Raw genomic sequence first — 23,312 nt, 5'->3', positions numbered from 1 at the left:
ATTAAGCTGGAAGCTGCGGGGAAGACTATCGCTCTGGAGATCGTCATGACCAGGACGCCCCCCGCCGCAACCCGCTTTCGGCGCTATCTGGCCGCCGGCGTCGGCGCCCTCGCGGTGCTGGCCTCGGCCGCCGCGGCCCAGGCGCAGAGCCTGATCCGGGACACCGAGATCGAGGGCATCATCCATGAGTGGTCCGAGCCCGTGCTCGACGCCATGGGGCTGGACCCGAACGAGGTCGAGATCCTGCTGGTCAACGACAACGACCTGAACGCCTTCGCCACGCGCGGGCGGATCATGGGGTTGAACACCGGCCTGATCCTGCGGACCAAGAGCCCCAATCAGCTCCTGGGCGTGATCGCCCACGAGGCGGGCCACATCAAGAACCGCCACACCCTGCGCGACGGCGCCCAGAACGCCGGGATGCAGCCGATGATCATGACCATGGCGCTGGGCGCCCTGGCCGCGATCGCCGGCGCGCCGGACGCGGGCGCGGCCCTGCTGGCCTCCAGCCAGTATTTCGGCACGCTCGGCGCCCTGCGTTACATGCAGAGCCAGGAGGGCGAGGCCGACATCACCGGCGCCCGCGCCCTGGAACGCGCCGGGGAATCCGGACGCGGCATGGTCGAGTTCTTTGAGAACTTCCGCGCCCAGGAAATCTTCTCGGATCAGCGTCGCTATCCCTATTTCCGCAGCCACCCTCTGTCCTCGCAGCGGATCGAAGCCCTGCGCCGCCCGGTCGAGGCCGCCTCCCACTACGACAAGCGCGACAGCGACGCGCGCATGGCCCAGCACGCCCTGGTCGTGGCCAAGATCCGCGCCTTCATGGACGCGCCCAACGCCACCTTGCGCGACTATCCGTCCAGCGACGTCACCCTGCCCGCCCGCTACGCCCGCGCCATCGCCTGGTATCGCGACGGCCAGACGCAGAAGGCGCTGGACGCGGTCGACGTCCTGTTGGCCGAACAGCCCGAGAACCCTTATTTCTGGGAGCTGAAGGGCCAGATCCTGTTCGAGGAAGGCCGTCCGGCCGAGGCCCTGGGCGCGCATGAGAAATCGGTTGAGCTGAAGCCGGACGCCCCCCTGCTGCGCATCAACCTGGCTCACGCCCTGATCGAGACCAGCGACGCCTCCAAACTGACCGAAGCCGAGAACCAGTTGAAGCGCGCCCTGGCCCTAGAGCCGGAGAACACCATGGGCTGGCGCCTGCTGTCCCAGGCCTACGCCAGTCAGGGCAAGGAGGGCGAGGCCCGCCTGGCGTCGGCCGAATACTGGTTCGCCCTGCGTCGCCCGGATCAGGCCGCCCAGTTCGCCATGCGCGCCCGCGACATGCTGGACCGCAGCTCCATCGAATGGCGCCGGGCCACCGACATCGTCCTGGCCTCGGGCGCGACCGAAAAAGACATCACCGACGCCGAGCGCCGCAATGAACAGCGCAGCCGCTCCGGCGTCATTCCGCCCGGCGCCTGACGCCGACTCCGCCTTCCCTCTTTTTGCGCCTGACGAGACCTTGATGACCGACGACGCCCGCGAACCCGGCCCTGAAACCGACCAGCCCGCCGTGACGCCGCCCGCCGCCGCCAAGGGCCGCTTCGCCCTGTCGGGAACCGTTTTGGGCGGCGCCGCCGTGGCCATGTCGGCGGTCGCCCTGGCGCTGTCGGCCGCGCCCTATCTGAGCGGCGGTTTCGGCGGCAAGGTGCGCGACTATCTGATCAGCAACCCTCAGGTGCTGGACGAAGTCCTGGCCGCGCGCGAGACGATGGAATCCCAATCGCGCGTTCAGACCATCAACGCCGCCGCGGCCGCCAATCCGGCCCTGCTGGCCGCCGATGCGCGCGATCCGGCCTTCGGCCCGGCCAACGCCAAGGTGACGGTGATCGAATTCTTCGACTTCCGCTGCCCCGGCTGCAAGGCCGTGGCGCCGGAGTATCGCGCCCTGATGGCCGCCCATCCCGACGTGCGCTTCGTCTTCAAGGACTGGCCGATTCTGGACCGGGGCGAGGACGTCTCCTCGCAATACGCCGCCCGCGCCGCCCTGGCCGCGCATCAACAAGGCAAGTATCTAGCCGTCTATGACGCCCTGATGGCGGAACGGGCGTTGGACCGCGCCTCCATCGACCGCATCCTGGCCGACAACGGCGTCGACATGGCCAGGGCGAACGCCGCCATCTCAGCCCCCGAAATGACGCGCCACGTCACCGACATTCATGCCGCCGCCGCTGCGCTCGGCCTACAGGGCACGCCGACCTTCTTCATCAACGGCGTCGCCAGCCCCGGCATCGACCCGCGCGAGGTCGGCGCCCTGATCGAAGCGGCCAAGAAAAAGGGCTGACCTTCCGGTCAGCCCCCAAGCCTTCTCAGATCAGCCCCGCCAGCGGCGAGGACGGGTCGGCGTAGAACCGCTTCTTCATCCGCCCCGCCAGGTAGGATTCACGCCCGGCGATGACCGCGTGCTTCATGGCGCTGGCCATCAGCAGGGGATCGCGCGCCTCGGCGATGGCGGTGTTCATCAGCACGCCGTCGCAGCCCAGTTCCATGGCGATGGCGGCGTCCGAGGCCGTGCCCACGCCCGCGTCGACCAGCACCGGCACCTTGGACTGCTCGACGATCAGGCGAATGTTGATCGGGTTCTGCACCCCCAGCCCCGAACCGATCGGCGCGCCCAGCGGCATGATGGCCACGGCGCCCGCGTCCTCCAGCTTGCGCGCATAGACGGGGTCGTCGGTGCAATAGACCATGACCTCAAAGCCCTCGGCGGTCAGCAGCTTCAGCGACCGCAGGGTCTCCTCCATGTCGGGGAACAGGGTCTTGGGGTCCGCCAGAACCTCCAGCTTGACCAGGGTCCAGCCGCCCGCCTCGCGCGCCAGACGCAGGGTCCGCACGGCGTCTTCGCCGGTGAAGCAGCCCGCCGTATTGGGCAGATAGGTGTATTTCTTCGGGTCGATGAAGTCCGTCAGCACCGGCTGGTTCGGATCGGTCAGGTTCACCCGGCGCACGGCCACGGTGACCATCTCGGAGCCCGAAGCCTCGGCCGCCGCCGCGTTCTGGGCGTAGTCGCGATACTTGCCGGTGCCCACGATCAGGCGCGAGTTGAAGGTGCGGCCGGCGACGGTCCAGCTGTCGGTGCGGGGGGCGGTGTCAGTCATGCCCCTGACCTAGCGCCGCCCGCCGCCGGGGGGAAGCGGCGTTGCGGGATTTGATCGGCCCCACGCTTCTACTGCTCAGCCCCCGCCGACGAACTGCACCAGTTCGATCTTGTCGCCCTCGGCCAGCGCCGTCTCGCCGTGCAGCGAGCGCGGCACGATCTCCAGATTGCGCTCGACCGCCACCTTCTTCGGATCCAGCGACAGTTCCTGAACCAGTCCCAGAATGGTCGTGGCGGCGGTGTCCCGCGCCTCGCCGTTGACTTCGATACGCATCACATCTTTCCGAGCAGCATAAGCACCGATCGCAAGCGCGCCCTTCTTTCGGGCCCGCCGCTGACGCCGGAGCTATAGCGCGTTTGCGCACGACGAGCATCAATCAGCGCAGAACGCCTTTCAGACGATTATGCGATCGTTCAAGGAGCGGGCCTTAAGCGAGCGGATCGCGCGCGCTACTGTGTCGAACACCGGGCCGGCCTCCTGCTCCATTTCGGCATAGGCGCGTTCAAACTCGGGCGTCAGCCGGTCCAGCAAGGCCAATTGTTCGCGCCCCCTGTCAGTGATCTCGATCAAGTTGATGCGCAGGTCGTTGGGATCGGGACGGCGGCTGACCAGATCCAGGGCCAGAAGCTTGGGTATCTTCTGCTGAATGAGCTGGTGCGAACGGTCCAGCGCCCGCACCAGATCGGCGACAGAGACCGGGCCGAGCGTCGCAATGGCGCCCAGCAAGGACGAGGACTTCACCGGGATGACAATGCCCGCGCGCTTGAACACCTCGGCCGACTGCTGCTCGATCAGTTCGCTGAGCTGTTCGCTCAGCCGGCCCAGAAAGGTGCGATCCAACTCGATCATTCGTCCAACGCTTCCTCAGTCCAGGCGACGATAGGTTTCCCGCTTGCCGGACTTCCACACTCGCTCCAAACCGCTCACACGGCCATTCTCGTGCACCAGACGGAAGCGGTAGTCATCCGTTCCCTGGACCGCAAACAGATCTTTCCCGATCGGCTCAAGAGCCAAAACGAAGCGATCCCGCCAATGATAGGCCAGACCGTTGGCGGTGCGCGCCAGGGTTCGACCCTCATAGGCTCCGACTGCGGCATCCATCTCAGCCGCGCTTGCAGCTTGGCCGGTTAGCGCAGTTTCAATCGGAACCAAGGCCCATTTGGCCTCTGCATCGCCAGCATCAGCCCGGCTCTGCAGCAGGAACTTCTGCGCCGCCAACAGGGCCTCCGGAGCCGGAACCGCCAGGTCAGGGGTCACGCCGACGCCCTCGAAATCCTTACCGTCGACCGGATCCCGGATCAGGCCGAACGGAACCTGCAGCATGAAGCGATCATCAATCGGCACACGGGTGACCGGATGCGCGCCCCCAGAGGTCTGTTCGCCGATGACAGTCGCCCGGCCCAGGCGCTGCAGCGAAAACGCCATCCATTCGGCCGCAGAGAAGGACGTCGAACCGGTCAGAACCACCACGGGGATACCCCCCGACCGCCAGCCGGGCACGGCGGGCAGACTCCACTGGCTCCGCACCACCTGCGCCCCCTTGTCATTGTAGTTGTAGTCGAAGAATTCCTGGTCCTTGCCCGCCGGATAGAGGTAGCTCATCAGGAACTGCGCCATCTCCAGGACGCCGCCGTTGTTATAACGCAGGTCGAAGATCAGCCCCTTGGCCCCGTCGGCGAAACGCATGGCCGCCGACGCCGTCTCCTGAGCATATTGCGGGTCGGCGAAGAAATCGAACCGCACATAGGCCAGATCGCCGTCCAGCCGCCGCGCCTCGCGAAACCCGAAATTCGCTGCACGTTCTCTGTCGCGTTGGGCCTGTGTCGTCGTCTCGCCGCTCGCCTTGGCTCGACGGTCAGCCGCGACCTCGTCGGGATCGAAGGCCACCGAAAAGTGCAGATCCTCGCTCGCCTTGACTAGACCTTGAGCAAGGCTCGCGGCGAAGCGATCGGCTTCCATCGGCTCCGATTGAATCCGCCTGTCCAGCTCAGCGGATATGACCGGAATTCGGTCAGGGAAAACATAGTTCTGCTGCAACGCCGTCTCGAGGCGAGCCACGACTTCGCGCTGCGCCTTATGATCCAGGGTCTGCGCATCAACCGAAACCGGCGCCAGGACAGCGACGCTCAGCAACGAGAGGAAAACTCGATAAATCACTTCCAGACCCCATAATGAAATATATTGCGCAATATGTTGTAATTAATCTCGCCGTCAACCTCTCTTCACGGGTTCCTGCACGAGCCCCGCGCGGGTCATCTCCCGCAGTTGTCCCCAGCCAGCGGCCCCAACCTCCCCCTACGTCACCCTTTTTGCCCGCCCGCTTTGCGCCGCGCGCCACCTAGGCTACAACGCGCGCTCGATTCCGCGCGGCGGCGCGCCTGTTTTGCGAGCGAATGCCCGAAACTCTCACCCTGTATGTCCTGAACGGGCCGAACCTGAACCTGCTGGGGGTTCGGGAGCCGGATATCTATGGCCGCGAGACGCTGGCCGACGTTCAGGCTATGTGCGAGGCGGCGGCCGAGGGCGCCCGCGTGGTGTTCCGTCAGTCGAATCATGAAGGCCAGCTGGTCGACTGGATCCAGGAGGCCCGCCTTGAGGCCGACGCCCTGGTCATCAATCCGGCCGCCTTCACCCACACCTCGGTGGCCCTGCTGGACGCGCTGAAGACGCTGAGCATCCCCGTGGTCGAGTGCCACCTGTCGAACCCCGCCGCGCGCGAGGCGTTTCGGCATCACTCCTATGTGTCCCTGGCCGCGACCGGCGTGATCGCCGGCTTCGGCCCCCGCAGCTATGAATTGGCCGTCCGGGCCGCTCTGGACCTGGCGCGCCGCGCCGGGGCCAAGGGCTGACCGCCGCGCGCCGTCTGAAGATCAAGTAGAAGAGACCCCCATGTCCGACGACAAGAACAAGAACATCGACGCCGACCTGGTCCGCAGCCTGGCCGACATCCTGAACGACACCGATCTGACCGAGATCGAAGTCGAGCGCGGCGATCTGAAGATCAAAGTGAAGCGCGAAGTCACCGTCGCCGCCGCCCCGATCCAGTACGCCGCCGCCCCGGCTCCGATCGCCCACGCCGCGCCGGCCGCCGCCGCGCCGCTCTCCATGCCGTCGGACCCGGCCACCATCGTCGCCCGCGCCGGCGAAGAGGTGAAGTCGCCGATGGTCGGCACCGCCTATCTGCAGCCCGCGCCGGGCGCCGATCCCTTCATCAAGGTCGGCGACAAGGTGAAGAAGGGTCAGACCCTGGTCATCGTCGAAGCCATGAAGACCATGAACCCGATCCAGTCGCCGCGCGACGGCGTGGTGGCTGAAATCCTGGTGGGCGACGCCCAGCCGGTCGAGTTCGGCGAAGCCCTGGTCGTGCTGGAAGCCTGAGCCCCATGTTCACCAAGGTTTTGATCGCCAACCGCGGCGAGATCGCGCTTCGCATCCACCGCGCGTGCAAGGAGATGGGCATCTCCACCGTCGCCGTGCATTCCGAAGCCGACCGCGGCGCCATGTGGGTGCGCCTGGCCGACGAGAGCGTCTGCATCGGCCCCGCGCCGGCGGCCAAGTCCTATCTGAACATCCCCTCGATCATCGCGGCGGCGGAAATCACCGGCGCCCAGGCGATCCACCCCGGCTACGGCTTCCTGTCGGAGAACGCCCGCTTCGCCGAGATCGTCGAGGCCCACGGCCTGGCCTTCATCGGCCCCAAGCCCGAGCATATCCGGGTCATGGGCGACAAGATCACCGCCAAGCAGACCGTCAAGGACGCAGGCATCCCCGTCGTTCCCGGCTCTGACGGCGAAGTCGAGACGGTCGAACAGGCCATCGAGGCGTCCAAGACCATCGGCTTCCCCCTGATCGTCAAGGCGGCCGCCGGCGGCGGCGGGCGCGGCATGAAGGTGGCGATGACGGCCGACGACCTGGTCGAGGCCGTGCAGACCGCCCAGTCCGAGGCCCTTGCCGCATTCGGCAACGGCGCCGTCTACATGGAGCGCTACCTCCAGAAGCCGCGCCACATCGAGATCCAGGTCATCGCCGACAGCCACGGCAACGTCGTCCACCTGGGCGAACGCGACTGCTCGCTGCAACGCCGCCACCAGAAGGTGCTGGAAGAGGCCCCCTCGCCCGCCCTGTCGGCCGAGGGTCGCGCCAAGATCGGCGAGACGGTCAACAAGGCCATCGCCGCCATCGGCTACCTGGGCGCCGGGACCATCGAGTTCCTGTGGGAGGATGGCGAGTTCTTCTTCATCGAGATGAACACCCGCCTGCAGGTCGAGCACCCGGTCACGGAGATGATCACGGGCGTCGATCTGGTGCGCGAACAGATCCGTATCGCCGCGGGCCTGCCTCTGTCGTTCACCCAGGAGGACATCGAGTTCAAGGGCCACGCCATCGAGGTGCGGATCAACGCCGAGAACTCGGAGACCTTCACCCCGTCGCCGGGCACGATCACCGAGTTCCATGCACCCGGCGGCCTGGGCGTGCGTCTGGATAGCGCCATCTACGCCGGCTATTCGATCCCGCCCTATTACGACAGCCTGATCGGCAAGCTGATCGTCCACGGCCGCGATCGCGAAGAGGCGCTGGCCCGTCTGAAGCGTTCGTTGGGCGAGACGGTCATCAGCGGCGTCGACACCACCATCCCCCTGTTCCAGAAGCTGTTGCAGGAGCCGGACATCCTGTCGGGCGACTACGACATCCACTGGCTGGAGAAATGGGCGGCGGCGCAAAAGGCCAAGGCCTAAGGCGCCTCTCTTGGACGAGCCGGGCTTCAGCGCGAGCGGCCCTTCCGACGTCTTCGGACCGGAAGCGCTGCTCGCCTGCTACGCGCGGGGGGTCTTCCCCATGGCCGAGGCGCACGATGATCCGCGCGTCTTCCTGGTCGAGCCGGACCAGCGGGGCGTCATACCGCTGGATCGCTTCCACATTCCGTCACGCCTGCGCCGCACCGTGCGAGGCGAGCCGTTTCAGGTGCGGGTGAACACGGCCTTCGCCGCCGTGCTGGACGCCTGCGCCGCGCCCGCGCCGGGACGCGAGGACACCTGGATCAACGCCCCGATCCGTCGTCTCTACATCGAACTGCATCAGCGCGGCTTCGCCCACAGCATCGAGTGCTGGCGAGACGAGACGCTGGTCGGCGGCCTTTACGGCGTGACGCTGGGCGGCGCCTTTTTCGGCGAGAGCATGTTCAGCCGCGCGACGGACGCCTCCAAGGTCGCCCTGGTCCATCTGGTCGCACGGCTCAGAAAGGGCGGCTGGCGCCTGCTGGACGCGCAGTTCCTGACCGACCACCTCAGCCAGTTCGGCGCCGTGGAGACGCCGCAGGAAGCCTATCTGCGGATGCTGCCCTGGGCCTTGCAGGCGACGCCGGACGACGCCGCCCTCATGGCGCCGATGAGCGGCGCCGAAGCCGTGGCTTACGCCTTACAGCCGACCACCCAAGCGTCATAGACCGGATGCTGCAGCCCGCTGACGCTGGGCGACGAGGCGAACATCCAGCCCTTGAACACCTGACGCGCCTCGGTCGGCGCCGCCAGGCCGCGCGGCTGAACCCCGACCTCCATATAGGCGATGGCGTCCTCGGTCATTTCATCCGAAGCGGAGACCTCGCAGGCGCGGGCCTTAAACAGCAGGGTCTTGCCGAAGCGCACAGGGCGACCGCCGACCTCGACCTCGAACCGCATGGTCTCGGCCGTGGTCTTGTCGACCGCCTGGATGACGGCGATGCGACGGCGCTGACGCACGCCCGGCGGCGTGGTCGGAGCGGCGGGCGCGGGCGCGGCCTCTTCCTCTTCGGCGGTCAGGTCTTCCGGGACTTCTTCCTGAACGGCGACTTCCTGTCCCTGGACCGCGACGGTCGGGACGCCCGGTTGCGCGGGCGCGGTCGGCGCCGCCGGATTCGTCGCCGGGGACTGGCCGCCGTTGGCGGGCGGAGTCTGCGGCTGGACGGGCTGCAGCGGCGTTCGGCCGGTGTCGCGCAGCAGGTCGCCGATCGGATCGGCCGGAGCCGGCGTCGCGTCCTGCGGCAGGTCCATCAGGGCGCTGGCCACGCCGACGCCCGAGATCGCCAGTCCCGCGACGACCACCCCGGCCAGCAGGACATGGCGAAGGGTCATTCCGGGCTCCAGGCCTGATAGTCGCCGGTGGCGGCCGGGCGTTGGCCCAAAGCGGCCAGCGAGCCTTGCGGACGGCGCGCCATGGGCGTGCCCGTCAGATTCGGCAGGTGATCCTTTTCCCACGCCTGGCGCGGCAGCGGGCGCTCGGCCGGGGTCTCGTCATAGGTGTAGCGCAGCCAGCCCTGCCATTCCGGCGGCACCTTGGTCGCCTCGGCGTAGCCGTCATAGATGACCCAGCGGCGCTTGCGGCCGTCATAGCTGACGCCGTCGCGGGATTCGTAATAGCGGTTGCCGAACTCGTCCGTGCCGACCAGTTGGCCGCGTTTGCCGACGGTGAACAGGGTGCCGATCGTGGCGCCGTTCCACCAGGTGAAGATCTTGCTCAGCACGTCGTCGAACTCACTCGAATCCACCGCCCAGGGAAGGTCCGGCGGCGCAGACCGATCATAGAAACCGCGACGCCCTACGTCCAGCATGGAGCGCACGCGAAACGCCTCAACATCTTGTGGGCAACCCCCGCACGAACCACAACATACGTTGAACGCCCATCAGATCTGTCGGTAAGCTGGTTCAGACGACATGCGTGGAGACGTGGAATGCGCTTCAAGGCTCACTTTGCTCCTCTCGCCGCGACGCTCGCTTTCGAGCCCCGCGAGATCGAGCGCGGTCGCGCCCTGACGCCGGTCACAGCGCCCGCCGGGTGGACCGATGTCCCCGTCGAAGCCTGGCTGGACTGGGCTGAAAGCCAGGCGCCGTCGCCCCCCCATGCCCTCGACGACGCCATCCACGGTTGGGCCGCGCGACTGGCGTCCGAGGGGAGTGAAAGCGGCGCCCTGGCTACGACGGCCGAGGCCGAGCGATTCGCTGCTGAACTCGCAGCGTCCGTGCTGCTGGGCCTCGCCGCCCCCGCCTTGCCGACGATGAACGGCTTCCTGCCGCTGATCGACCTGTCCGAACCGGATGCGACGCAGGCCCTGTCGGCCCAGGCCGCCGCCTGGCGCGGGCGTCGCCTGTCCTCGCGCGCGACCGAAGCCCTGGCCAAGGCGCTGGGCGAGGTCGCCGACGCCGTCTCCCGTTGCGAAGGCCCGCGCGAAGCCTGCGCCGATCCCGCCGCCAACCCGGCCCTGGCCCGCGCGGCCGTGGCGGCGCGCCGCTGCGGCGCCGCCGACGCCGACATCCTGCGCGCCATTCAGGGCGAGCCCGCCGATCTCACGATCGAGGCCGCCGAACATCCCGCCGCCCTGCCCGTTCTGGCGGCGCGCGACACCACCGCGTCGGGCGATCCCCGAACCGCCGCCGTGGCCGAGGCCGTGCAGGAAGGCCCGGTCGTGGTCGTCTTTTCGCCCTCCGACGCCGAGGCCATGGCCGCCGCCCAGACGGGCGCGCGAGCGATCCTGAACCTGCCCGCCCTGGCGGCGCTGGCCGGAGCGGACTTCGACGCATCCCTGGACGCCCTGGTCGCCCTATGGACCACGGCGCTGGACATCGAACTGGACCAGACGAGCCAGGCCGAGGCGCAGGCTGCGCGGCCCATCGCCCTGGGCCTCGGCGGTCTGGCGGATTGGGCGGTCGGCCAGGACGGAACCGACCCTGCCGCGCAGACGGCCGCTCTCGGACGCCGCGTCGCTGAGATGGCGTCCCAGACCTCCTGCGATCTGGCGGCCCGACTGGCGCCCTGCCCTGAATGGGCGACCGCCAAAGATGACGTCATCGCCGCGCTTCACGCGCAAGGACGCGACGCCGCCCCACTGGAGCAGAACGGACGACGCAACGCCGTGATCAGCCTGTTCGTCGACGAGGCTGAGCTGGGCCTGCGGCTGGGCCTGTCGCCGTTCAGCGCGACGGATGTGTTCCAGACCGCCGACGACGAAATCGCCCGGCGACTGAGGCCCGCCCTGGCCGCCGCCATCGTCGCGGCGGGCGGCGACGTCGAGGCGGCGGAGCGCCATCTGTTCGGCCGCCGCACCCTGGCCGAGGCGCCGGGCGTAAGCCACGGACGCCTGCGAGAACTGGGCTTCACCGATCTGGAGCTGGAGGCCATCGAGCGCGCCCTGGCCCTGGTCGAAGACTTCGGCCCCGCCTTCGCTCCGCCGGTGCTGGACGCAGGCTTCATCGGCGACGTACTGGGGCTGACGCCGGACGAGGGCGCCCTGCTGCCCCGCCTGGGCTTCACGGCCGAAGAGATCGAAGCCGCGACCGCCTATGTCTTCGGTCGACCGGACCTGTCGGACTGGGATCAGGCGCCGCCGTCGCTGACGGCCCTATTGGCGACGTCGGGCGCCGATCTGGAGGCGGCGCTGCGCCAGACGATCGAGCCGTTCAGCGACGCGCCCGACGCTCGCCCCCGCCTGTTGGACTGGCGCGCCGACGCCATGCAGATCGGCCGCGCCATCGCCGACGGCGCGCGTGACGATCGCCGCGCCGTGGCCTTGCGTCGCGCAGAAGCCCCGCTCAGCTTCCGCCTGACCCTGCCCGAGGTGGAGGCCCCCCGCCGCGCCGAGGCCCCGCCGCAAGCCGCGCCCCAGACCGTCGAGCGCGTGGTCGAGAAGGTGGTCGAGCGCGACCGCACCCGCCGCCGCCTGCCCGATCGCCGCAAGGGCTATATCCAGAAGGCCTCGGTCGGCGGCCACAAGGTCTATATCCATACCGGCGAATACGAAGACGGCGAACTGGGCGAGATCTTCATCGACATGCACAAGGAAGGCGCCGCCTTCCGCTCGATGATGAACAACTTCGCCATCGCCATCTCCATCGGCCTGCAATACGGCGTGCCGCTGGATGAGTTCGTGGACGCCTTCGTCTTCACCCGGTTCGAGCCGTCGGGGCGGGTCACAGGCAATGACTCCATCCGCTCGGCGACCTCCATCCTCGACTATGTGTTCCGCGAACTGGGCGTCTCTTATCTGGACCGTCGCGAACTGGCGCAGGTCACGCCCGAGGCCGCCAATCTGGACGGCATGGACGGCGCCCCGACCGACGCGCCCCAGCCCGTGCCCGCCGCCCGCTTCATCTCCAAGGGCTTCGCCCGAGGCGCGGCGCCTGACAATCTGATCGTCGCCCCCTTCGGCCGGAAGGAGCCGTCGCCGCGCACCACGCCGCCCGTGCAGGCCGGCCCCTGTCCCGAGTGCGGCGACTTGATGCTGACGGACCGGAACGGGACGCCCGTATGCGGCGCCTGCGGCGCGACTCCCCAAGTTCAAGGTTGAAACGGGACGCACTGTCCCGAAACGGCGGCCCGCTTCTTGCTGCAACAGGCGCAAAGCCTGGAGCCATCCGCATGATCCGTCCCGCCATCGCCCTTCTCGCCGCCGTCGGCCTGACGCTGACGGCCCTGCCCGCCTCGGCGCAGAACGCCTCTCAGATCAGCCAGGTGCGTCGCGGCGCCTCCTGCCCCGGCTGCAACCTGTTCCAGGGCGACTTCTCGGGCCTGGAGCGCACGGGCCTGAACCTGTCCGGCGCGCGCATCCGTCAGGCGGACATCAGCCTGTCGGTGATGAACCGCACCAACTTCAGCCGCTCGGACCTGCGCGACGTCGAGGCATACGGCGCGGTGCTGTCCAGCTCGAACTTCACCGGGGCGGACCTGACCAACGCCAGCTTCGTCGGAACCTATCTGGAAGGCGCGACCTTCACCGGAGCCAAGCTGCACGGGACCAATCTGTCGGGCGCCGAGATGTCGCGCGCGCGCGGCCTGACCCAGTCGCAGCTCAATCAGGCCTGCGGCGATCAGAACACGGTTTTGCCTTCAGGCCTGCGCATTCCCGCCTGTTGAACGTCGCCTTCGTTACCACGATTTAAGTAGGGTATTTACGCACTAAGGCGCATTCAGGAGGGGTGATGAAACGCTCCATTTCACCCCTGCGCCGCCTGGCCCTCGCCGCCTCAGCCCTTATGGGACTGACGACGGCCGCCCCAGCCCTGGCCGGCGCCGTGGACACGACTTGGCCCCAGGACCGCGACGTCGCGCGCATGGTCTCCCTGGGGGGAAGCTGCACCCGTTGCGAGTTGTCGGGCCGCGACCTGTCCGGCGCGACGCTGACCGGCGCCAACTTCGCCTACGCCACCCTGGTCGGGGCCAATCTGCGCGGCGCCGAACTGGTCGGCTCGAACTTCGTCGGCGCCGACTTCAGTCGGGCCGACATGCGCGGCATCGAAATGGTCGGCTCCACCTTCACCAACGCCAATATGAGCGGCGCCCAGCTGATGGGCGCAGAGGCCACCGGCGCGGTCCTGATCCGGGCCAACCTAACCGGCGCCAATCTGACCGGCGCCGAGCTTCAGGGCGTCAATATGAACAGCGCCGTCCTGGTCCGCGCCCGCCTGAACGAAGCCGAGATCTTCGGCGCCACCCTGGCCAATGTGAACGCCAGCGGCGCAGACTTCACAAGCGCCGACGTCAAGGCCTCCAACCTGTCAGGCGGCAATTTCGACAACGCCTCCTTCCGCAACGCGGACCTGGACAACGCGCGCCTGTCCGGCGGCAGCTTCAATCGCACCGACTTCCGCGACGCCTCCCTGCGCCGCACCGACATTCGCGGACTGGACCTCTCCCGGGCACGCGGCCTGACGGCCGATCAGGTCGAAGAGGCCTGCGGCGACGCCTCGACCCGCCTGCCGGGCGGCCTAACGGCCCGCAACTGCCGCGGCGGCGTCCGCGTCATCCGTACCCCGCCCGCACCGCCGACGCCGCCCGTCCCCCCGATTCCGCCGCGCCAGCGCAACTTGGTCATCACCTCGGGCAACTGAGGACCGGACGCAAAAAAGGAGGGGTCGCCCCCTCCCTTTTCCAATTCAGCCCTATGGCTCCGATCAGACCTTGATCGGCAGCTGGGTGCGGATCGACAGCTCCTTCAGCTGACGCTCCTCGACCTCGGCCGGGGCGCTCATCAGCAAATCCTGTCCCTGCTGGTTCAGCGGGAAGGCGATGACCTCGCGGATAGCCTGTTCGCCCGCCAGCAGCATGACGATGCGGTCGATGCCCGGCGCCAGACCGCCGTGCGGCGGCGCGCCGTAGCGGAAGGCGTTCAGCATGCCGCCGAACTGCTCTTCGACCACCGAGGCGTCATAGCCGGCGATGTCGAAGGCCTTCAGCATGATCTCGGCCTTGTGGTTCCGGATCGCGCCCGAGCACAGCTCATAGCCGTTGCAGACGATGTCGTACTGATAGGCGCGGATGGTCAGCGGATCCTGCGTCTCCAGCGCCTCCATGCCGCCCTGCGGCATCGAGAAGGGGTTGTGGCTGAAGTCGACCTTCTTCTCTTCTTCCGACCATTCGAACATGGGGAAGTCGACGATCCAGCAGAACTTGAACTGGTCCTCGTCGACCAGCTTCAGCTCCGTGCCGACGCGGGTGCGGGCCAGACCGGCGAACTTGGCGAAAACCGACGGCAGACCGGCGGTGAAGAAGGCGGCGTCGCCCTTGCCCAGACCCAGCGAGGTCATCAGGGCCTGCGTCGGCTCCTGACCCAGGTTCTTGGCGATGGGGCCGCCCCACGACTGCTGATCGTCCGACCAGAAGATGTAGCCCAGGCCCGGCTGACCCTCGCCCTGCGCCCAGGAGTTCATGCGGTCGCAGAAGGCGCGGCTGCCGCCGGTCGGCGCCGGGATGGCCCAGACGGCGTTCTTCTCGTCGGCGCCCAGAATCTTGGCGAACAGGCCGAAACCGCCCTCGCGGAAGTGGTCAGACACGTCCTGCATCTTGATCGGGTTACGCAGGTCCGGCTTGTCCGAACCGTACCACTTCATCGACTGTTCGAACGTCAGGCGCTCGAAGCCCTTGTGCTCCATCGTCTGACCGAAGTCGTTGGTGAAGGTGTGGACGCCGTCGATCGGCGACACCGGCTTGCCTTCGCCGAACTCGGTGAACAGGCCGTGCATCAGCGGCTCGATCGCCTGGAAGACGTCTTCCTGGGTCACGAAGCTCATTTCCACGTCGAGCTGGTAGAACTCCAGCGAACGGTCGGCGCGCAGGTCTTCATCGCGGAAGCAGGGCGCGATCTGGAAATAGCGGTCGAAGCCCGAGACCATCAGCAGCTGCTTGAACTGCTGCGGGGCCTGCGGCAGGGCGTAGAACTTGCCCGGGTGCATCCGGCTCGGCACCAGGAAATCGCGCGCGCCTTCCGGCGACGAGGCCGTCAGGATCGGCGTCTGATACTCGAGGAAGCCCTGCGCCACCATGCGCGTGCGGATCGACTGGATCACGCGCGAACGCAGGACGATGTTCTTGTGCAGACGCTCGCGACGCAGGTCGAGGAAGCGGTTGCTCAGGCGAATCTCTTCCGGATATTCCTGCTCGCCGAAGACCGGCATCGGCAGTTCGGCGGCTTCCGACAGCACTTCCACCGACAGGACGCGCACCTCGACCTCGCCGGTCGGCAGGTTGGTGTTGACGGTCGAGCCTTCGCGCAGGACGACTTCGCCGTCGACCTTGATCACGCTCTCGGCGCGCAGGCGCTCGACCACCTCGAAGCCCGGCGTTTCGGGGTGCAGGACCAGCTGAGTCAGGCCGTAGTGGTCGCGCAGGTCGATGAACAGCAGGCCGCCGTGGTCGCGCTTGCGGTGAATCCAGCCCGACAGACGAACGTTCGCGCCGGCATCCGTCGAACGGAGGGCGCCGCAGGTGTGGGTGCGATAGGCGTGCATGATCGGATTTCGTCTGAAAACGGCTGTCGAACAGCGTGAATTAGGAGCGGGGAAAGGCCCATCATCGCCCCCGAAAGTCAAGGCTGACGCCTGAATCGAACAGGATGCGCCATCCACAGCGGCGCGCAGGTTGTCCCCGTGATCCCGCCCTATCAACAGAGACGCCCGCGTCCCGGCCCGGCTAGGGTCCGGTCATCATGAACGCCTCGGCCGCCGAAATCCGTCAACTGCGCCTGCCGCTGCAGCAGGAGACGCCGCAACGCGCCTCCGACCTGGCGATCTCGGAAGCGAACGCGGCGGGCGTGGCCGCCCTGGCCGCCTGGCCGGAAACGCCCGGCGCCATCCTGGCCCTGTTCGGCCCGGCAGGTTGCGGCAAGAGCCACTTGGCCGCCGCCTGGGTCGAGCGCACCGGCGCCATCGCCCTGCACGGCGCCGAGGCCGCCCTGGTCGATCCGCTGGAGCTTGAGGGCCGCCCCGTCCTGCTGGACCGGGCCCAGGACGCGGACGACGAGAGCCTGTTCCACCTGATCAACCTGACCCAGTCGGGCGGCGGCGCCCTGCTGCTGGTGTCGCGCGATCCGCCAGGCGCCTGGGCCACGGACCTGCCCGACCTGCGTTCGCGCCTGAACGCCATCCGCACCGTGGGGATAGAGGCGCCCGACGACGTGGTCTTCGCCGCCATGCTGCGCCGCGCCTTCGTCAGCCGGAACATCACCCCGGCCGATGAACTGATCGACTATCTGGTCCGCCGCATCGACCGCTCGGCCGACGCCGCCGAGGCCGTGGTCGACCGCCTGGACGCCCTGCACCGCCCGGTGACGCGCGTGCTGGCCCGTCAGGTGCTGGATGGCGGTGATATCGCAGAATCTTGAGGCGCAACCTCTTCTGCAGCTAAAGCCACTGGGGTGAAGAGGATTGGTATCAACACCAACAGCGCCGCCGCACCCAAAACCAAAAAGCCGAAAGCTGCACTGCTTCGGTCTACGACCATCCGGGCGACGAACAGCGCCACAAACAGACTGACGCCCAGCCAACTCATGCTCGACGACCGGATAATGCGAGCCCCGCAACCTCGGCAATCAAAGGGTCTCGGACGAAATTGCGATAGGGCGCGGCTCAGCGGTAAGCGCCGACGGCAAGATGGACATGCTCCGAAACGGACAGGCGTTCTCATGCTCCTTGCCTAACAAGGTTCGGCTGTACTGTCCCTGCGTCAATGAGCCTGTCTCAGAACATCACGGTTGCAGCCGTCACAGGCGCGAGCGACAACGGAATCATGACTGATCTCGCGCCTATCGCCGTCGACACCACCGGCGAGGAAGTCCCTTCCTCGCGCGCCCCGCAGCTGGAGCTGTCCGAGGCGTTGATGGCCTCGCCCAAGCGGTTCATCAACCGCGAGCTGTCTTGGCTGGCCTTCAACGGCCGGGTGCTGGAAGAGGCCGCGAACGAGGGTCACCCCCTGCTGGAGCGGGTGCGCTTCCTGTCCATCTCGGCCAACAACCTGGACGAGTTCTTCATGACCCGCGTCGCCGGTCTGAAGGGTCAGGTGCGTGAGCGGGTGCGCGTCGTCTCGCCTGACGGCCTGACGCCGGCCCAGCAGCTCGAACAGGTCAATGCGGCGGCGGGCGGCCTGATGGCCGAACAGCAGCGTCAGTGGCGCGTCCTGCGCAAGGAGATGGCCGCTGCCGGCATTGAGATCGTCGAACGCGCCCGCATCACCAAGACAGAGCGCGAACGGCTGGAGCCGGAGTTCCTGAATCAGCTGTTCGCCGTGCTGACGCCGATGGCGATCGACCCGGCGCATCCCTTCCCCTTCCTGCCGAACCTGGGCTTCTCGCTGGCGCTAAAGCTGCAGCGCAACAGCGACAACCGCGTCCTTTACGCCCTGGTGCCGGTGCCGACCCAGGTGCGGCGTTTCTGGGCGCTGGCGACAGACGGGCGCTCGACGCCGGGACGCACGCGCTACGTCTCGCTGGAAAACCTGCTGCTGCTGTTCATCGACCACATGTTCCCGGGCTGCGAGATCCTGGAAAAGGGCCTGTTCCGCCTGATCCGCGATTCCGACATCGAGATCGAGGAAGAGGCCGAAGACCTAGTGATGGAGTTCGAAGAGGCGCTGAAGCAGCGCCGAATGGGCTCGGTCGTCCGCATCAAGATCCAGGCGGACATGCCCGACGACCTGCGCGACTTCATCATCGGCCAGCTTCACGCCCAGCCGCAGGACGTGGTGCTGGTCGACGGCATGCTGGGCCTGGCGCAACTGTCCGAACTGATCCCCGGCGGCCACCCCGACCTGAAGTTCAAGGGCTATGAGCCGCGCTACCCCGAGCGGGTGCGCGACAACGGCGGCGACATCTTCGCGGCCGTGCGCGAGAAGGACATGCTGATCCACCACCCGTTTGAGAGCTTCGATGTGGTGGTCCAGTTCCTGCGTCAGGCCGCGCGCGATCCCAACGTCATCGCCATCAAGCAGACGCTCTATCGCACGTCCAAGGACAGCCCTATCGTCGCCGCCCTGATCGAGGCGGCCGAGAACGGCAAGAACGTCACCGCCCTGGTCGAACTGAAGGCCCGCTTCGACGAAGAAGCCAACCTGCGCTGGGCGCGCCAGATGGAGCGGGCGGGCGTCCACGTCGTCTTCGGCTTCGTCGAGTACAAGACGCACGCCAAGATGAGCGTCGTCGTCCGACGCGAGGGCGACAGCCTTCGCACCTACTGCCACTTCGGCACCGGCAACTATCACCCGGTCACGGCCAAGATCTACACGGACCTGAGCCTGTTCACCTGCGACCCGGCGCTGGGTCGCGATGCGACGCGGGTGTTCAACTACATCACCGGCTACGCGACGCCGGATGAACTGGAAGCCCTGGTCGTCTCGCCGCTGAACATGAAGTCCAGCCTGATCGAGATGATCGGCAAGGAGATGGCCGCCGCCGCCAAGGGCAAGCCCGCCGCCATCTGGGCCAAGATGAACGCCCTGGTCGACCCGGAGATCATCGACGCCCTGTATCGCGCCAGCCAGCAGGGCGTACGCATCGAACTGGTCATCCGGGGCATCTGCTGCCTGCGTCCCGGCGTGCCGGGCCTGTCGGAGAATATCCGGGTTAAGTCGATCGTCGGCCGATTCCTGGAGCACAGCCGCATCGTCGCCTTCGCCAACGGGCACGACCTGCCCAGCAACCGGGCGCGGCTCTACATCTCCTCGGCCGACTGGATGCCGCGCAACCTGGACCGCCGGGTCGAGTTGATGACGCCGATCCTGAACGCCACCGTCCACGATCAGGTGCTGGACCAGATCATGGTCGCCAATCTGAAGGACGACGCCCAGAGCTGGGTGCTGGAGCCCGACGGCTCCTATCGCCGGGTGACCCCCAGCGGGTCGGAGCGGCCCTTCTCGGCGCACAAATACTTCATGACCAACCCCAGCCTGTCGGGACGCGGCCGCAAGGTGAAGACCCTGCCCGGCGCCCTGTCCTATCCGGGCCTCAAGCCGCGGAAGCGCCGCTGATGAGCCCCGAGCGCGAATACGAGTCCAAACAGATCGCCGTCATCGACATCGGCTCCAACTCGGTGCGCCTGGTGCTGTATCGGCTGGAAGGCCGCGCCGTCTGGACCATGTTCAACGAAAAGGTTCTGGCGGGTCTGGGCCGCGATCTGGCCGCGACCCGACGCCTGTCTGAACCGGGCGTGGTCATGGCCATGACGGCGCTGCGCCGCTTCGCCGCCGTGATCGAGGGCGTCCAGCCGGACCAGGTGCTGGTCGCCGCCACCGCCGCCGTGCGCGAGGCCGAGGACGGCCCCCTGTTCTGCGAGCGCGTGGCCGCCGAGACGGGGCTGCGCATCCGCGTCCTGAGCGGCGAGGAAGAGGCGAAATATTCAGCGCTGGGCGTGCTGGCGGGCGATCCCGGCGCGCGCGGCGTGGCCGCCGACATGGGCGGCGCCAGTCTGGAGCTGACGCGGATCGGCGACGGTCCGCGCGGCAAGGGCGTGACCCTGCCGCTGGGGCCCTTCGCCCTGCTGGACGCCAAGGGCTTCGACGCCGATCGCCTGCGCGGCCGCATCGCCAAGCGGCTGGAGCCGATCGAAGACGATTACGCGACCCCGACGCTCTACGCCGTCGGCGGCGCCTGGCGCAGCCTGGCCCAGATGCACATGGCCATGGCCGATCACCCGATCCGCATCGTCCACCAATACGCCATGAGCGCCGCCGACGCCCGCGACATGGCCCGACTGGTCGCGCGTCAGTCCCGCGCCTCGCTTGAAAAGCTGCCCGGCCTTTCCAAGCGCCGCGCCGAGACCCTGCCCTATGCCGCCCTGGTGCTGGAGGGACTGATCGAACGGCTGGCGCTGACCTCCGTCAACTTCTCGGCCTGGGGCGTGCGTGAGGGGCTGCTGTATCACGGCATGGAGCCGGCCATGCGGGCGGTCGATCCCCTGCTGGCGGGGTGTTCCGCCTGGGGCGGGCGCCAGGGCGTGGACCCCGCCCTGCCCCGCGCGCTGGACGGCTGGCTGCAATCGGTCGCCTCGGCCCTGCCCGAGGTGTTCGGCGAGGAACGCGACGCCCTGCTGACGTCTTCGGTCTGCCGCCTGGCCGATCTGGGCGCGCGGCTGCACCCGGACCACCGCACCAACCTGGTGTTCGATCAGGTGCTGTGGTCGCCCATTCCCGGCCAGACCCACGCCGAGCGCGCCTTCATGGCGGTGGCGATGAACGCCCGCTATGGCGGCGAGGCGCGCACGCCCGCGCCGGACACCGTCAACCGCCTGCTGTCGGAAAAAGGCCAGAAGCGCGCCCGCGCCCTGGGGCTGGCCATGCGGCTGGCCTGCGACCTGTCGGGCCGTTCGCCGCAGCTTCTGGCCAACGCCACGGCCACGGTCGAGAAAGGCGCCCTGCGGGTGACGGCCGCCACGGGCTACGCCGACATGCTGCTGGGCGAACAGACCAAACGCCGGGCCAAGGCCCTGGCCGAAGCGATGGATCTGGCGTTGAAAATCTAAAAACCCTCTCCCGATGGGAGAGGGTTGATCAGCCCTCGATCTCGACCACTTCGACGCGGGCGCCGTTCAGCACCAGGGCGATCTCGCCCTTCTTGAGCTTCAGCGCGTCCTCGCCGAACAGCTGACGGCGCCAGCCCTTCATGGCCTCGACGTCGGCGTTGTCGTTCAGCGCGATCTTCTCCAGGTCCGACACGGTGGCGATCAGCTTGGCCGCCACGCCCGCGTTGTCGCTCTTGGCCTTCAGCAGCACCTTCAGCAGTTCCACCACCGAGGGCGGCGCGGGCTGGTTGTTGGCCGGGCGCTCCAGCTTGGGCGCATGGGCTTCCGGGTCGGCCAGGACGCGCTTCAGCTCGGCCGCCAGCTCCAGCCCCAGGCGCGAGCCGCCGAAGCCCTTGGGCACCGAACGCAGGCGGTTGAAGGCGTCGGGGTCGGTCGGCGCCTGGACGGCGATCTCGTCGATGGCCTCGTCCTTCAGGATGCGGCCGCGCGGTTGATCGCGCTCCTGGGCCGCGCGCTCGCGCCAGACGGCGACAGCGACGAAGGCGGCCAGATATTTGGCGTTGAACTTCTTGGGCTTCAGCCGCTTCCAGGCGTTCTCGGGCGAGGTGTCGTAGAGGGCCGGGTCCGTGACCGCGCCCATTTCCGACATGACCCAGTCCAGACGGCCCTCCTTCTGCAGCCGGTCGCGCAGCTTGGGATAAAGGGCCGACAGGTGCGTCACGTCGCCCAGGGCATAAGTCAGCTGCGCGTCCGACAGCGGGCGACGCGCCCAGTCGGTGAAGCGGCTGCCCTTGTCCAGCTCCTGACGCAGCATCTGACGGACCAGAGCCTCATAGCTGACCTGATCGCCGAAACCGGCGGCCATGGCGGCGACCTGGGTGTCGAACAGCGGGCGCGGCATGGCGCCCAGCTTGTTGAAAATCTCCACGTCCTGCCGGGCCGCGTGGAAGACCTTCAGAATCGATTCGTCCCGCAGGATGTCGAGGAAAGGCTCCAGATCCAGCCCCTCCGCCATCGGATCGATGATGGCGGCGTCCGTCGGCGAAGCCGCCGCCTGAATCAGGCACAGCTTGGGCCAGTAGGTCGTTTCCCGCATAAATTCCGTATCAACGGTGATGTACGGGGCCTTGGCCAAACGCTCGCAGAAGGCGATCAGCGCGTCATTGGTGGTGATTGGCGTCATTCCGATGCTATAGCCCCGCGCGACGCCGTCGTGGCAAGAGCGCCGCGACAAATTTTCGCCCCCGATTTCGAGCCGTGACCGATGAGCGACACCCCCGAGGCCCTGAAAAACGGTCTGACCTACGCCGATGCAGGCGTGGACATCGACGCCGGAGAACAGCTGGTCGACGCGATCAAGCCCCTGGCCAAATCCACGCGCCGCCCCGGCGCAGAGGCCTCGCTGGGCGGTTTCGGCGCCCTGTTCGACCTCAAGGCCGCCGGTTTTGAAGACCCGCTGATCGTCACCACCACGGACGGCGTCGGCACCAAGCTGAAGATCGCTATCGAGACCGGCCGTCACGACGGCGTGGGCGTCGATCTGGTCGCCATGTGCGTCAACGACCTGCTGGCCCAGGGCGCCGAGCCGCTGATGTTCCTGGACTACTACGCCACGGGCAAGCTGGACGTGGACGCCGCGCGCCGCGTCGTCGCCGGCATCGCCGAGGGCTGCCGCCAGTCGGGCAGCGCCCTGGTCGGCGGCGAGACGGCCGAAATGCCGGGCATGTATTCGGGCGGCGACTACGACCTGGCAGGCTTCTCGGTCGGCGCGGTCGAGCGCGGCAAGGTGCTGCCCTATCTGGATCAGCAGAAGCCGGGCGACGTCATCATCGGCCTGGCCTCCTCGGGTCCGCACTCGAACGGCTATTCGCTGATCCGCAAGGTGGTCGAGAAGTCCGGCCTGGCCTGGGGCGACGACGCCCCCTTCGCCAAGGACCAGACCCTGGCCCAGGCCCTGATGGAGCCGACCCGCATCTATGTGAAGCCGGTCCTGCCGCTGATGAAGGCGGACCTGATCAAGGGCGCGGCCCATATCACGGGCGGCGGCCTGATCGAGAACCCGCCGCGCTGCATCGCCGAGGGCCTGGAAGCCAGCTTCGACTGGGACGCCTGGCCGATGCCCGCCGTCTTCCAGTGGTTGGGCGAGACGGGCGGCGTTTCGGATCACGAAATGCGCCGCACCTTCAACTGCGGCGTGGGCTTCATCCTGATCGTCGCGCCGGAGAACGTCGAGCCGGTGCTGGCTGCCCTGCTGAACGCGGGCGAGACGGCGTTCGTCTGCGGACAGCTTCAGGCGGCGTAAGGGGTCGCCGCTTCGGATAAGACTAAGGCCCCGGTCAGCGACTGGGGCCTTTTTTCTGCGCCCGCATTTCTCTACCGCTCACCCCGGCGGACGCCGGGGCCCAGTGAGAACCTCAGGCGC

21 protein-coding genes are annotated in these 23,312 nt (G+C 67.8%); 13 read left to right on the top strand and 8 right to left on the bottom strand.

What is annotated here, in order from left to right; all coding sequences use genetic code 11:
- The first annotated feature begins 45 nt into the window (after positions 1-45).
- The gene (locus ACU5AP_RS06025) at positions 46-1,467 is read left to right on the top strand and encodes a M48 family metalloprotease (RefSeq protein WP_003165394.1); all 1,422 of its coding nucleotides are present in this window, start codon (positions 46-48) and stop codon (positions 1,465-1,467) included.
- Positions 1,468-1,510: 43 nt separating this feature from the next.
- Positions 1,511-2,329, top strand: coding sequence for a DsbA family protein (locus ACU5AP_RS06020; RefSeq protein ID WP_446680947.1), 819 nt, complete (start codon positions 1,511-1,513; stop codon positions 2,327-2,329).
- 25 nt (positions 2,330-2,354) lie between these two features.
- Here the strand turns inward: ACU5AP_RS06020 and ACU5AP_RS06015 are convergent, their stop codons facing one another.
- From ACU5AP_RS06015 to ACU5AP_RS06000, 4 genes are all read right to left on the bottom strand, one after another.
- The gene (locus ACU5AP_RS06015) at positions 2,355-3,143 is read right to left on the bottom strand and encodes a thiazole synthase (RefSeq protein ID WP_446680946.1); all 789 of its coding nucleotides are present in this window, start codon (positions 3,141-3,143) and stop codon (positions 2,355-2,357) included.
- Between the two features lie 75 nt (positions 3,144-3,218).
- The gene (gene thiS / locus ACU5AP_RS06010) at positions 3,219-3,416 is read right to left on the bottom strand and encodes a sulfur carrier protein ThiS (RefSeq protein ID WP_003165397.1); all 198 of its coding nucleotides are present in this window, start codon (positions 3,414-3,416) and stop codon (positions 3,219-3,221) included.
- Positions 3,417-3,536: 120 nt separating this feature from the next.
- On the bottom strand, positions 3,537-3,992 hold the full coding sequence (locus tag ACU5AP_RS06005; protein WP_088409893.1) for a MarR family transcriptional regulator: 456 nt from the start codon (positions 3,990-3,992) through the stop codon (positions 3,537-3,539).
- A 15-nt stretch (positions 3,993-4,007) separates the two neighbouring features.
- Positions 4,008-5,276: a S41 family peptidase gene (locus ACU5AP_RS06000; protein WP_446680945.1), complete on the bottom strand. Its 1,269-nt coding sequence runs from the start codon at positions 5,274-5,276 to the stop codon at positions 4,008-4,010.
- A gap of 260 nt (positions 5,277-5,536) precedes the next feature.
- Here ACU5AP_RS06000 and aroQ point away from each other — a divergent pair, with 260 nt between their 5' ends.
- Genes aroQ through aat form a run of 4 tightly spaced genes read left to right on the top strand, consistent with a single transcriptional unit; the run spans position 5,537 to position 8,585 of the window.
- Entirely contained in the window at positions 5,537-5,992 is a 456-nt protein-coding gene (gene aroQ, locus ACU5AP_RS05995) for a type II 3-dehydroquinate dehydratase (protein ID WP_313039711.1), read from the top strand.
- Between the two features lie 40 nt (positions 5,993-6,032).
- Positions 6,033-6,521: an acetyl-CoA carboxylase biotin carboxyl carrier protein gene (gene accB, locus ACU5AP_RS05990; RefSeq protein WP_128720243.1), complete on the top strand. Its 489-nt coding sequence runs from the start codon at positions 6,033-6,035 to the stop codon at positions 6,519-6,521.
- 5 nt (positions 6,522-6,526) lie between these two features.
- The gene (gene accC / locus ACU5AP_RS05985) at positions 6,527-7,879 is read left to right on the top strand and encodes an acetyl-CoA carboxylase biotin carboxylase subunit (RefSeq protein ID WP_003165402.1); all 1,353 of its coding nucleotides are present in this window, start codon (positions 6,527-6,529) and stop codon (positions 7,877-7,879) included.
- 10 nt (positions 7,880-7,889) lie between these two features.
- Positions 7,890-8,585 carry a leucyl/phenylalanyl-tRNA--protein transferase gene (aat, locus tag ACU5AP_RS05980; protein ID WP_088409896.1) on the top strand — a complete coding sequence of 232 codons (696 nt, stop codon included), beginning with the start codon at positions 7,890-7,892 and terminating at the stop codon, positions 8,583-8,585.
- On the opposite strand, the gene ACU5AP_RS05975 is transcribed toward aat, so the two are convergent.
- Entirely contained in the window at positions 8,552-9,250 is a 699-nt protein-coding gene (locus tag ACU5AP_RS05975) for a DUF2155 domain-containing protein (RefSeq protein WP_128720244.1), read from the bottom strand. The two genes, aat and ACU5AP_RS05975, sit on opposite strands and share 34 nt — an antisense overlap.
- Entirely contained in the window at positions 9,247-9,639 is a 393-nt protein-coding gene (locus ACU5AP_RS05970) for an NADH:ubiquinone oxidoreductase subunit NDUFA12 (protein WP_076222814.1), read from the bottom strand. Before ACU5AP_RS05970 ends, ACU5AP_RS05975 begins: the two co-directional genes overlap by 4 nt.
- Positions 9,640-9,846: 207 nt before the next feature.
- Here ACU5AP_RS05970 and ACU5AP_RS05965 point away from each other — a divergent pair, with 207 nt between their 5' ends.
- The 3 genes from ACU5AP_RS05965 to ACU5AP_RS05955 all read left to right on the top strand — a co-directional run bounded on the left by ACU5AP_RS05965 (position 9,847) and on the right by ACU5AP_RS05955 (position 13,996).
- On the top strand, positions 9,847-12,456 hold the full coding sequence (locus ACU5AP_RS05965; protein WP_446680944.1) for a TSCPD domain-containing protein: 2,610 nt from the start codon (positions 9,847-9,849) through the stop codon (positions 12,454-12,456).
- A 71-nt stretch (positions 12,457-12,527) separates the two neighbouring features.
- Positions 12,528-13,022, top strand: a complete 495-nt coding sequence (locus ACU5AP_RS05960) for a pentapeptide repeat-containing protein (RefSeq protein ID WP_446680943.1) — start codon at positions 12,528-12,530, stop codon at positions 13,020-13,022.
- Positions 13,023-13,087: 65 nt separating this feature from the next.
- Entirely contained in the window at positions 13,088-13,996 is a 909-nt protein-coding gene (locus ACU5AP_RS05955) for a pentapeptide repeat-containing protein (protein ID WP_446680942.1), read from the top strand.
- Positions 13,997-14,059: 63 nt separating this feature from the next.
- Here ACU5AP_RS05955 and aspS read toward each other — a convergent pair whose 3' ends face one another.
- Positions 14,060-15,892, bottom strand: coding sequence for an aspartate--tRNA ligase (gene aspS / locus ACU5AP_RS05950; protein WP_446680941.1), 1,833 nt, complete (start codon positions 15,890-15,892; stop codon positions 14,060-14,062).
- Positions 15,893-16,089: 197 nt separating this feature from the next.
- Between aspS and ACU5AP_RS05945 the strand changes: the two genes are divergently transcribed.
- The 3 genes from ACU5AP_RS05945 to ACU5AP_RS05935 all read left to right on the top strand — a co-directional run bounded on the left by ACU5AP_RS05945 (position 16,090) and on the right by ACU5AP_RS05935 (position 20,890).
- Complete coding sequence (locus ACU5AP_RS05945; RefSeq protein ID WP_446680940.1) at positions 16,090-16,764, top strand: chromosomal replication initiator DnaA; 675 nt, start codon at positions 16,090-16,092, stop codon at positions 16,762-16,764.
- A gap of 404 nt (positions 16,765-17,168) precedes the next feature.
- On the top strand, positions 17,169-19,400 hold the full coding sequence (locus ACU5AP_RS05940) for an RNA degradosome polyphosphate kinase (protein ID WP_446680939.1): 2,232 nt from the start codon (positions 17,169-17,171) through the stop codon (positions 19,398-19,400).
- On the top strand, positions 19,400-20,890 hold the full coding sequence (locus ACU5AP_RS05935) for a Ppx/GppA phosphatase family protein (protein ID WP_128720247.1): 1,491 nt from the start codon (positions 19,400-19,402) through the stop codon (positions 20,888-20,890). The genes ACU5AP_RS05940 and ACU5AP_RS05935 overlap by 1 nt, the downstream gene beginning before the upstream one ends.
- 28 nt (positions 20,891-20,918) lie before the next feature.
- On the opposite strand, the gene rnd is transcribed toward ACU5AP_RS05935, so the two are convergent.
- Entirely contained in the window at positions 20,919-22,073 is a 1,155-nt protein-coding gene (gene rnd, locus ACU5AP_RS05930; RefSeq protein WP_046654243.1) for a ribonuclease D, read from the bottom strand.
- Positions 22,074-22,154: 81 nt separating this feature from the next.
- On the opposite strand from rnd, the gene purM reads away from it, so the two are divergent.
- Entirely contained in the window at positions 22,155-23,192 is a 1,038-nt protein-coding gene (purM, locus tag ACU5AP_RS05925; RefSeq protein WP_046654244.1) for a phosphoribosylformylglycinamidine cyclo-ligase, read from the top strand.
- The last annotated feature ends 120 nt before the right edge of the window (positions 23,193-23,312 follow it).

The sequence above is a fragment of the Brevundimonas sp. RM1 genome (assembly GCF_052907225.1).
Note: the sequence above shows the minus strand (reverse complement) of the source record. Positions and strands in the feature narration are given on the sequence as shown.

Excerpts from the sequence above, each read along its gene's own strand:
- ACU5AP_RS06025 (WP_003165394.1), top strand. The coding sequence starts at position 46 with ATGACCAGGACGCCCCCCGCCGCAACCCGCTTTCGGCGCTATCTGGCC.
- ACU5AP_RS06020 (WP_446680947.1), top strand. The coding sequence starts at position 1,511 with ATGACCGACGACGCCCGCGAACCCGGCCCTGAAACCGACCAGCCCGCC.
- ACU5AP_RS06015 (WP_446680946.1), bottom strand. The coding sequence starts at position 3,143 with ATGACTGACACCGCCCCCCGCACCGACAGCTGGACCGTCGCCGGCCGC.
- thiS (WP_003165397.1), bottom strand. The coding sequence starts at position 3,416 with ATGCGTATCGAAGTCAACGGCGAGGCGCGGGACACCGCCGCCACGACC.
- ACU5AP_RS06005 (WP_088409893.1), bottom strand. The coding sequence starts at position 3,992 with ATGATCGAGTTGGATCGCACCTTTCTGGGCCGGCTGAGCGAACAGCTC.
- aroQ (WP_313039711.1), top strand. The coding sequence starts at position 5,537 with ATGCCCGAAACTCTCACCCTGTATGTCCTGAACGGGCCGAACCTGAAC.
- accB (WP_128720243.1), top strand. The coding sequence starts at position 6,033 with ATGTCCGACGACAAGAACAAGAACATCGACGCCGACCTGGTCCGCAGC.
- accC (WP_003165402.1), top strand. The coding sequence starts at position 6,527 with ATGTTCACCAAGGTTTTGATCGCCAACCGCGGCGAGATCGCGCTTCGC.
- ACU5AP_RS05975 (WP_128720244.1), bottom strand. The coding sequence starts at position 9,250 with ATGACCCTTCGCCATGTCCTGCTGGCCGGGGTGGTCGTCGCGGGACTG.
- ACU5AP_RS05965 (WP_446680944.1), top strand. The coding sequence starts at position 9,847 with ATGCGCTTCAAGGCTCACTTTGCTCCTCTCGCCGCGACGCTCGCTTTC.
- ACU5AP_RS05960 (WP_446680943.1), top strand. The coding sequence starts at position 12,528 with ATGATCCGTCCCGCCATCGCCCTTCTCGCCGCCGTCGGCCTGACGCTG.
- ACU5AP_RS05955 (WP_446680942.1), top strand. The coding sequence starts at position 13,088 with ATGAAACGCTCCATTTCACCCCTGCGCCGCCTGGCCCTCGCCGCCTCA.
- aspS (WP_446680941.1), bottom strand. The coding sequence starts at position 15,892 with ATGCACGCCTATCGCACCCACACCTGCGGCGCCCTCCGTTCGACGGAT.
- ACU5AP_RS05945 (WP_446680940.1), top strand. The coding sequence starts at position 16,090 with ATGAACGCCTCGGCCGCCGAAATCCGTCAACTGCGCCTGCCGCTGCAG.
- ACU5AP_RS05940 (WP_446680939.1), top strand. The coding sequence starts at position 17,169 with ATGACTGATCTCGCGCCTATCGCCGTCGACACCACCGGCGAGGAAGTC.
- ACU5AP_RS05935 (WP_128720247.1), top strand. The coding sequence starts at position 19,400 with ATGAGCCCCGAGCGCGAATACGAGTCCAAACAGATCGCCGTCATCGAC.
- rnd (WP_046654243.1), bottom strand. The coding sequence starts at position 22,073 with ATGACGCCAATCACCACCAATGACGCGCTGATCGCCTTCTGCGAGCGT.
- purM (WP_046654244.1), top strand. The coding sequence starts at position 22,155 with ATGAGCGACACCCCCGAGGCCCTGAAAAACGGTCTGACCTACGCCGAT.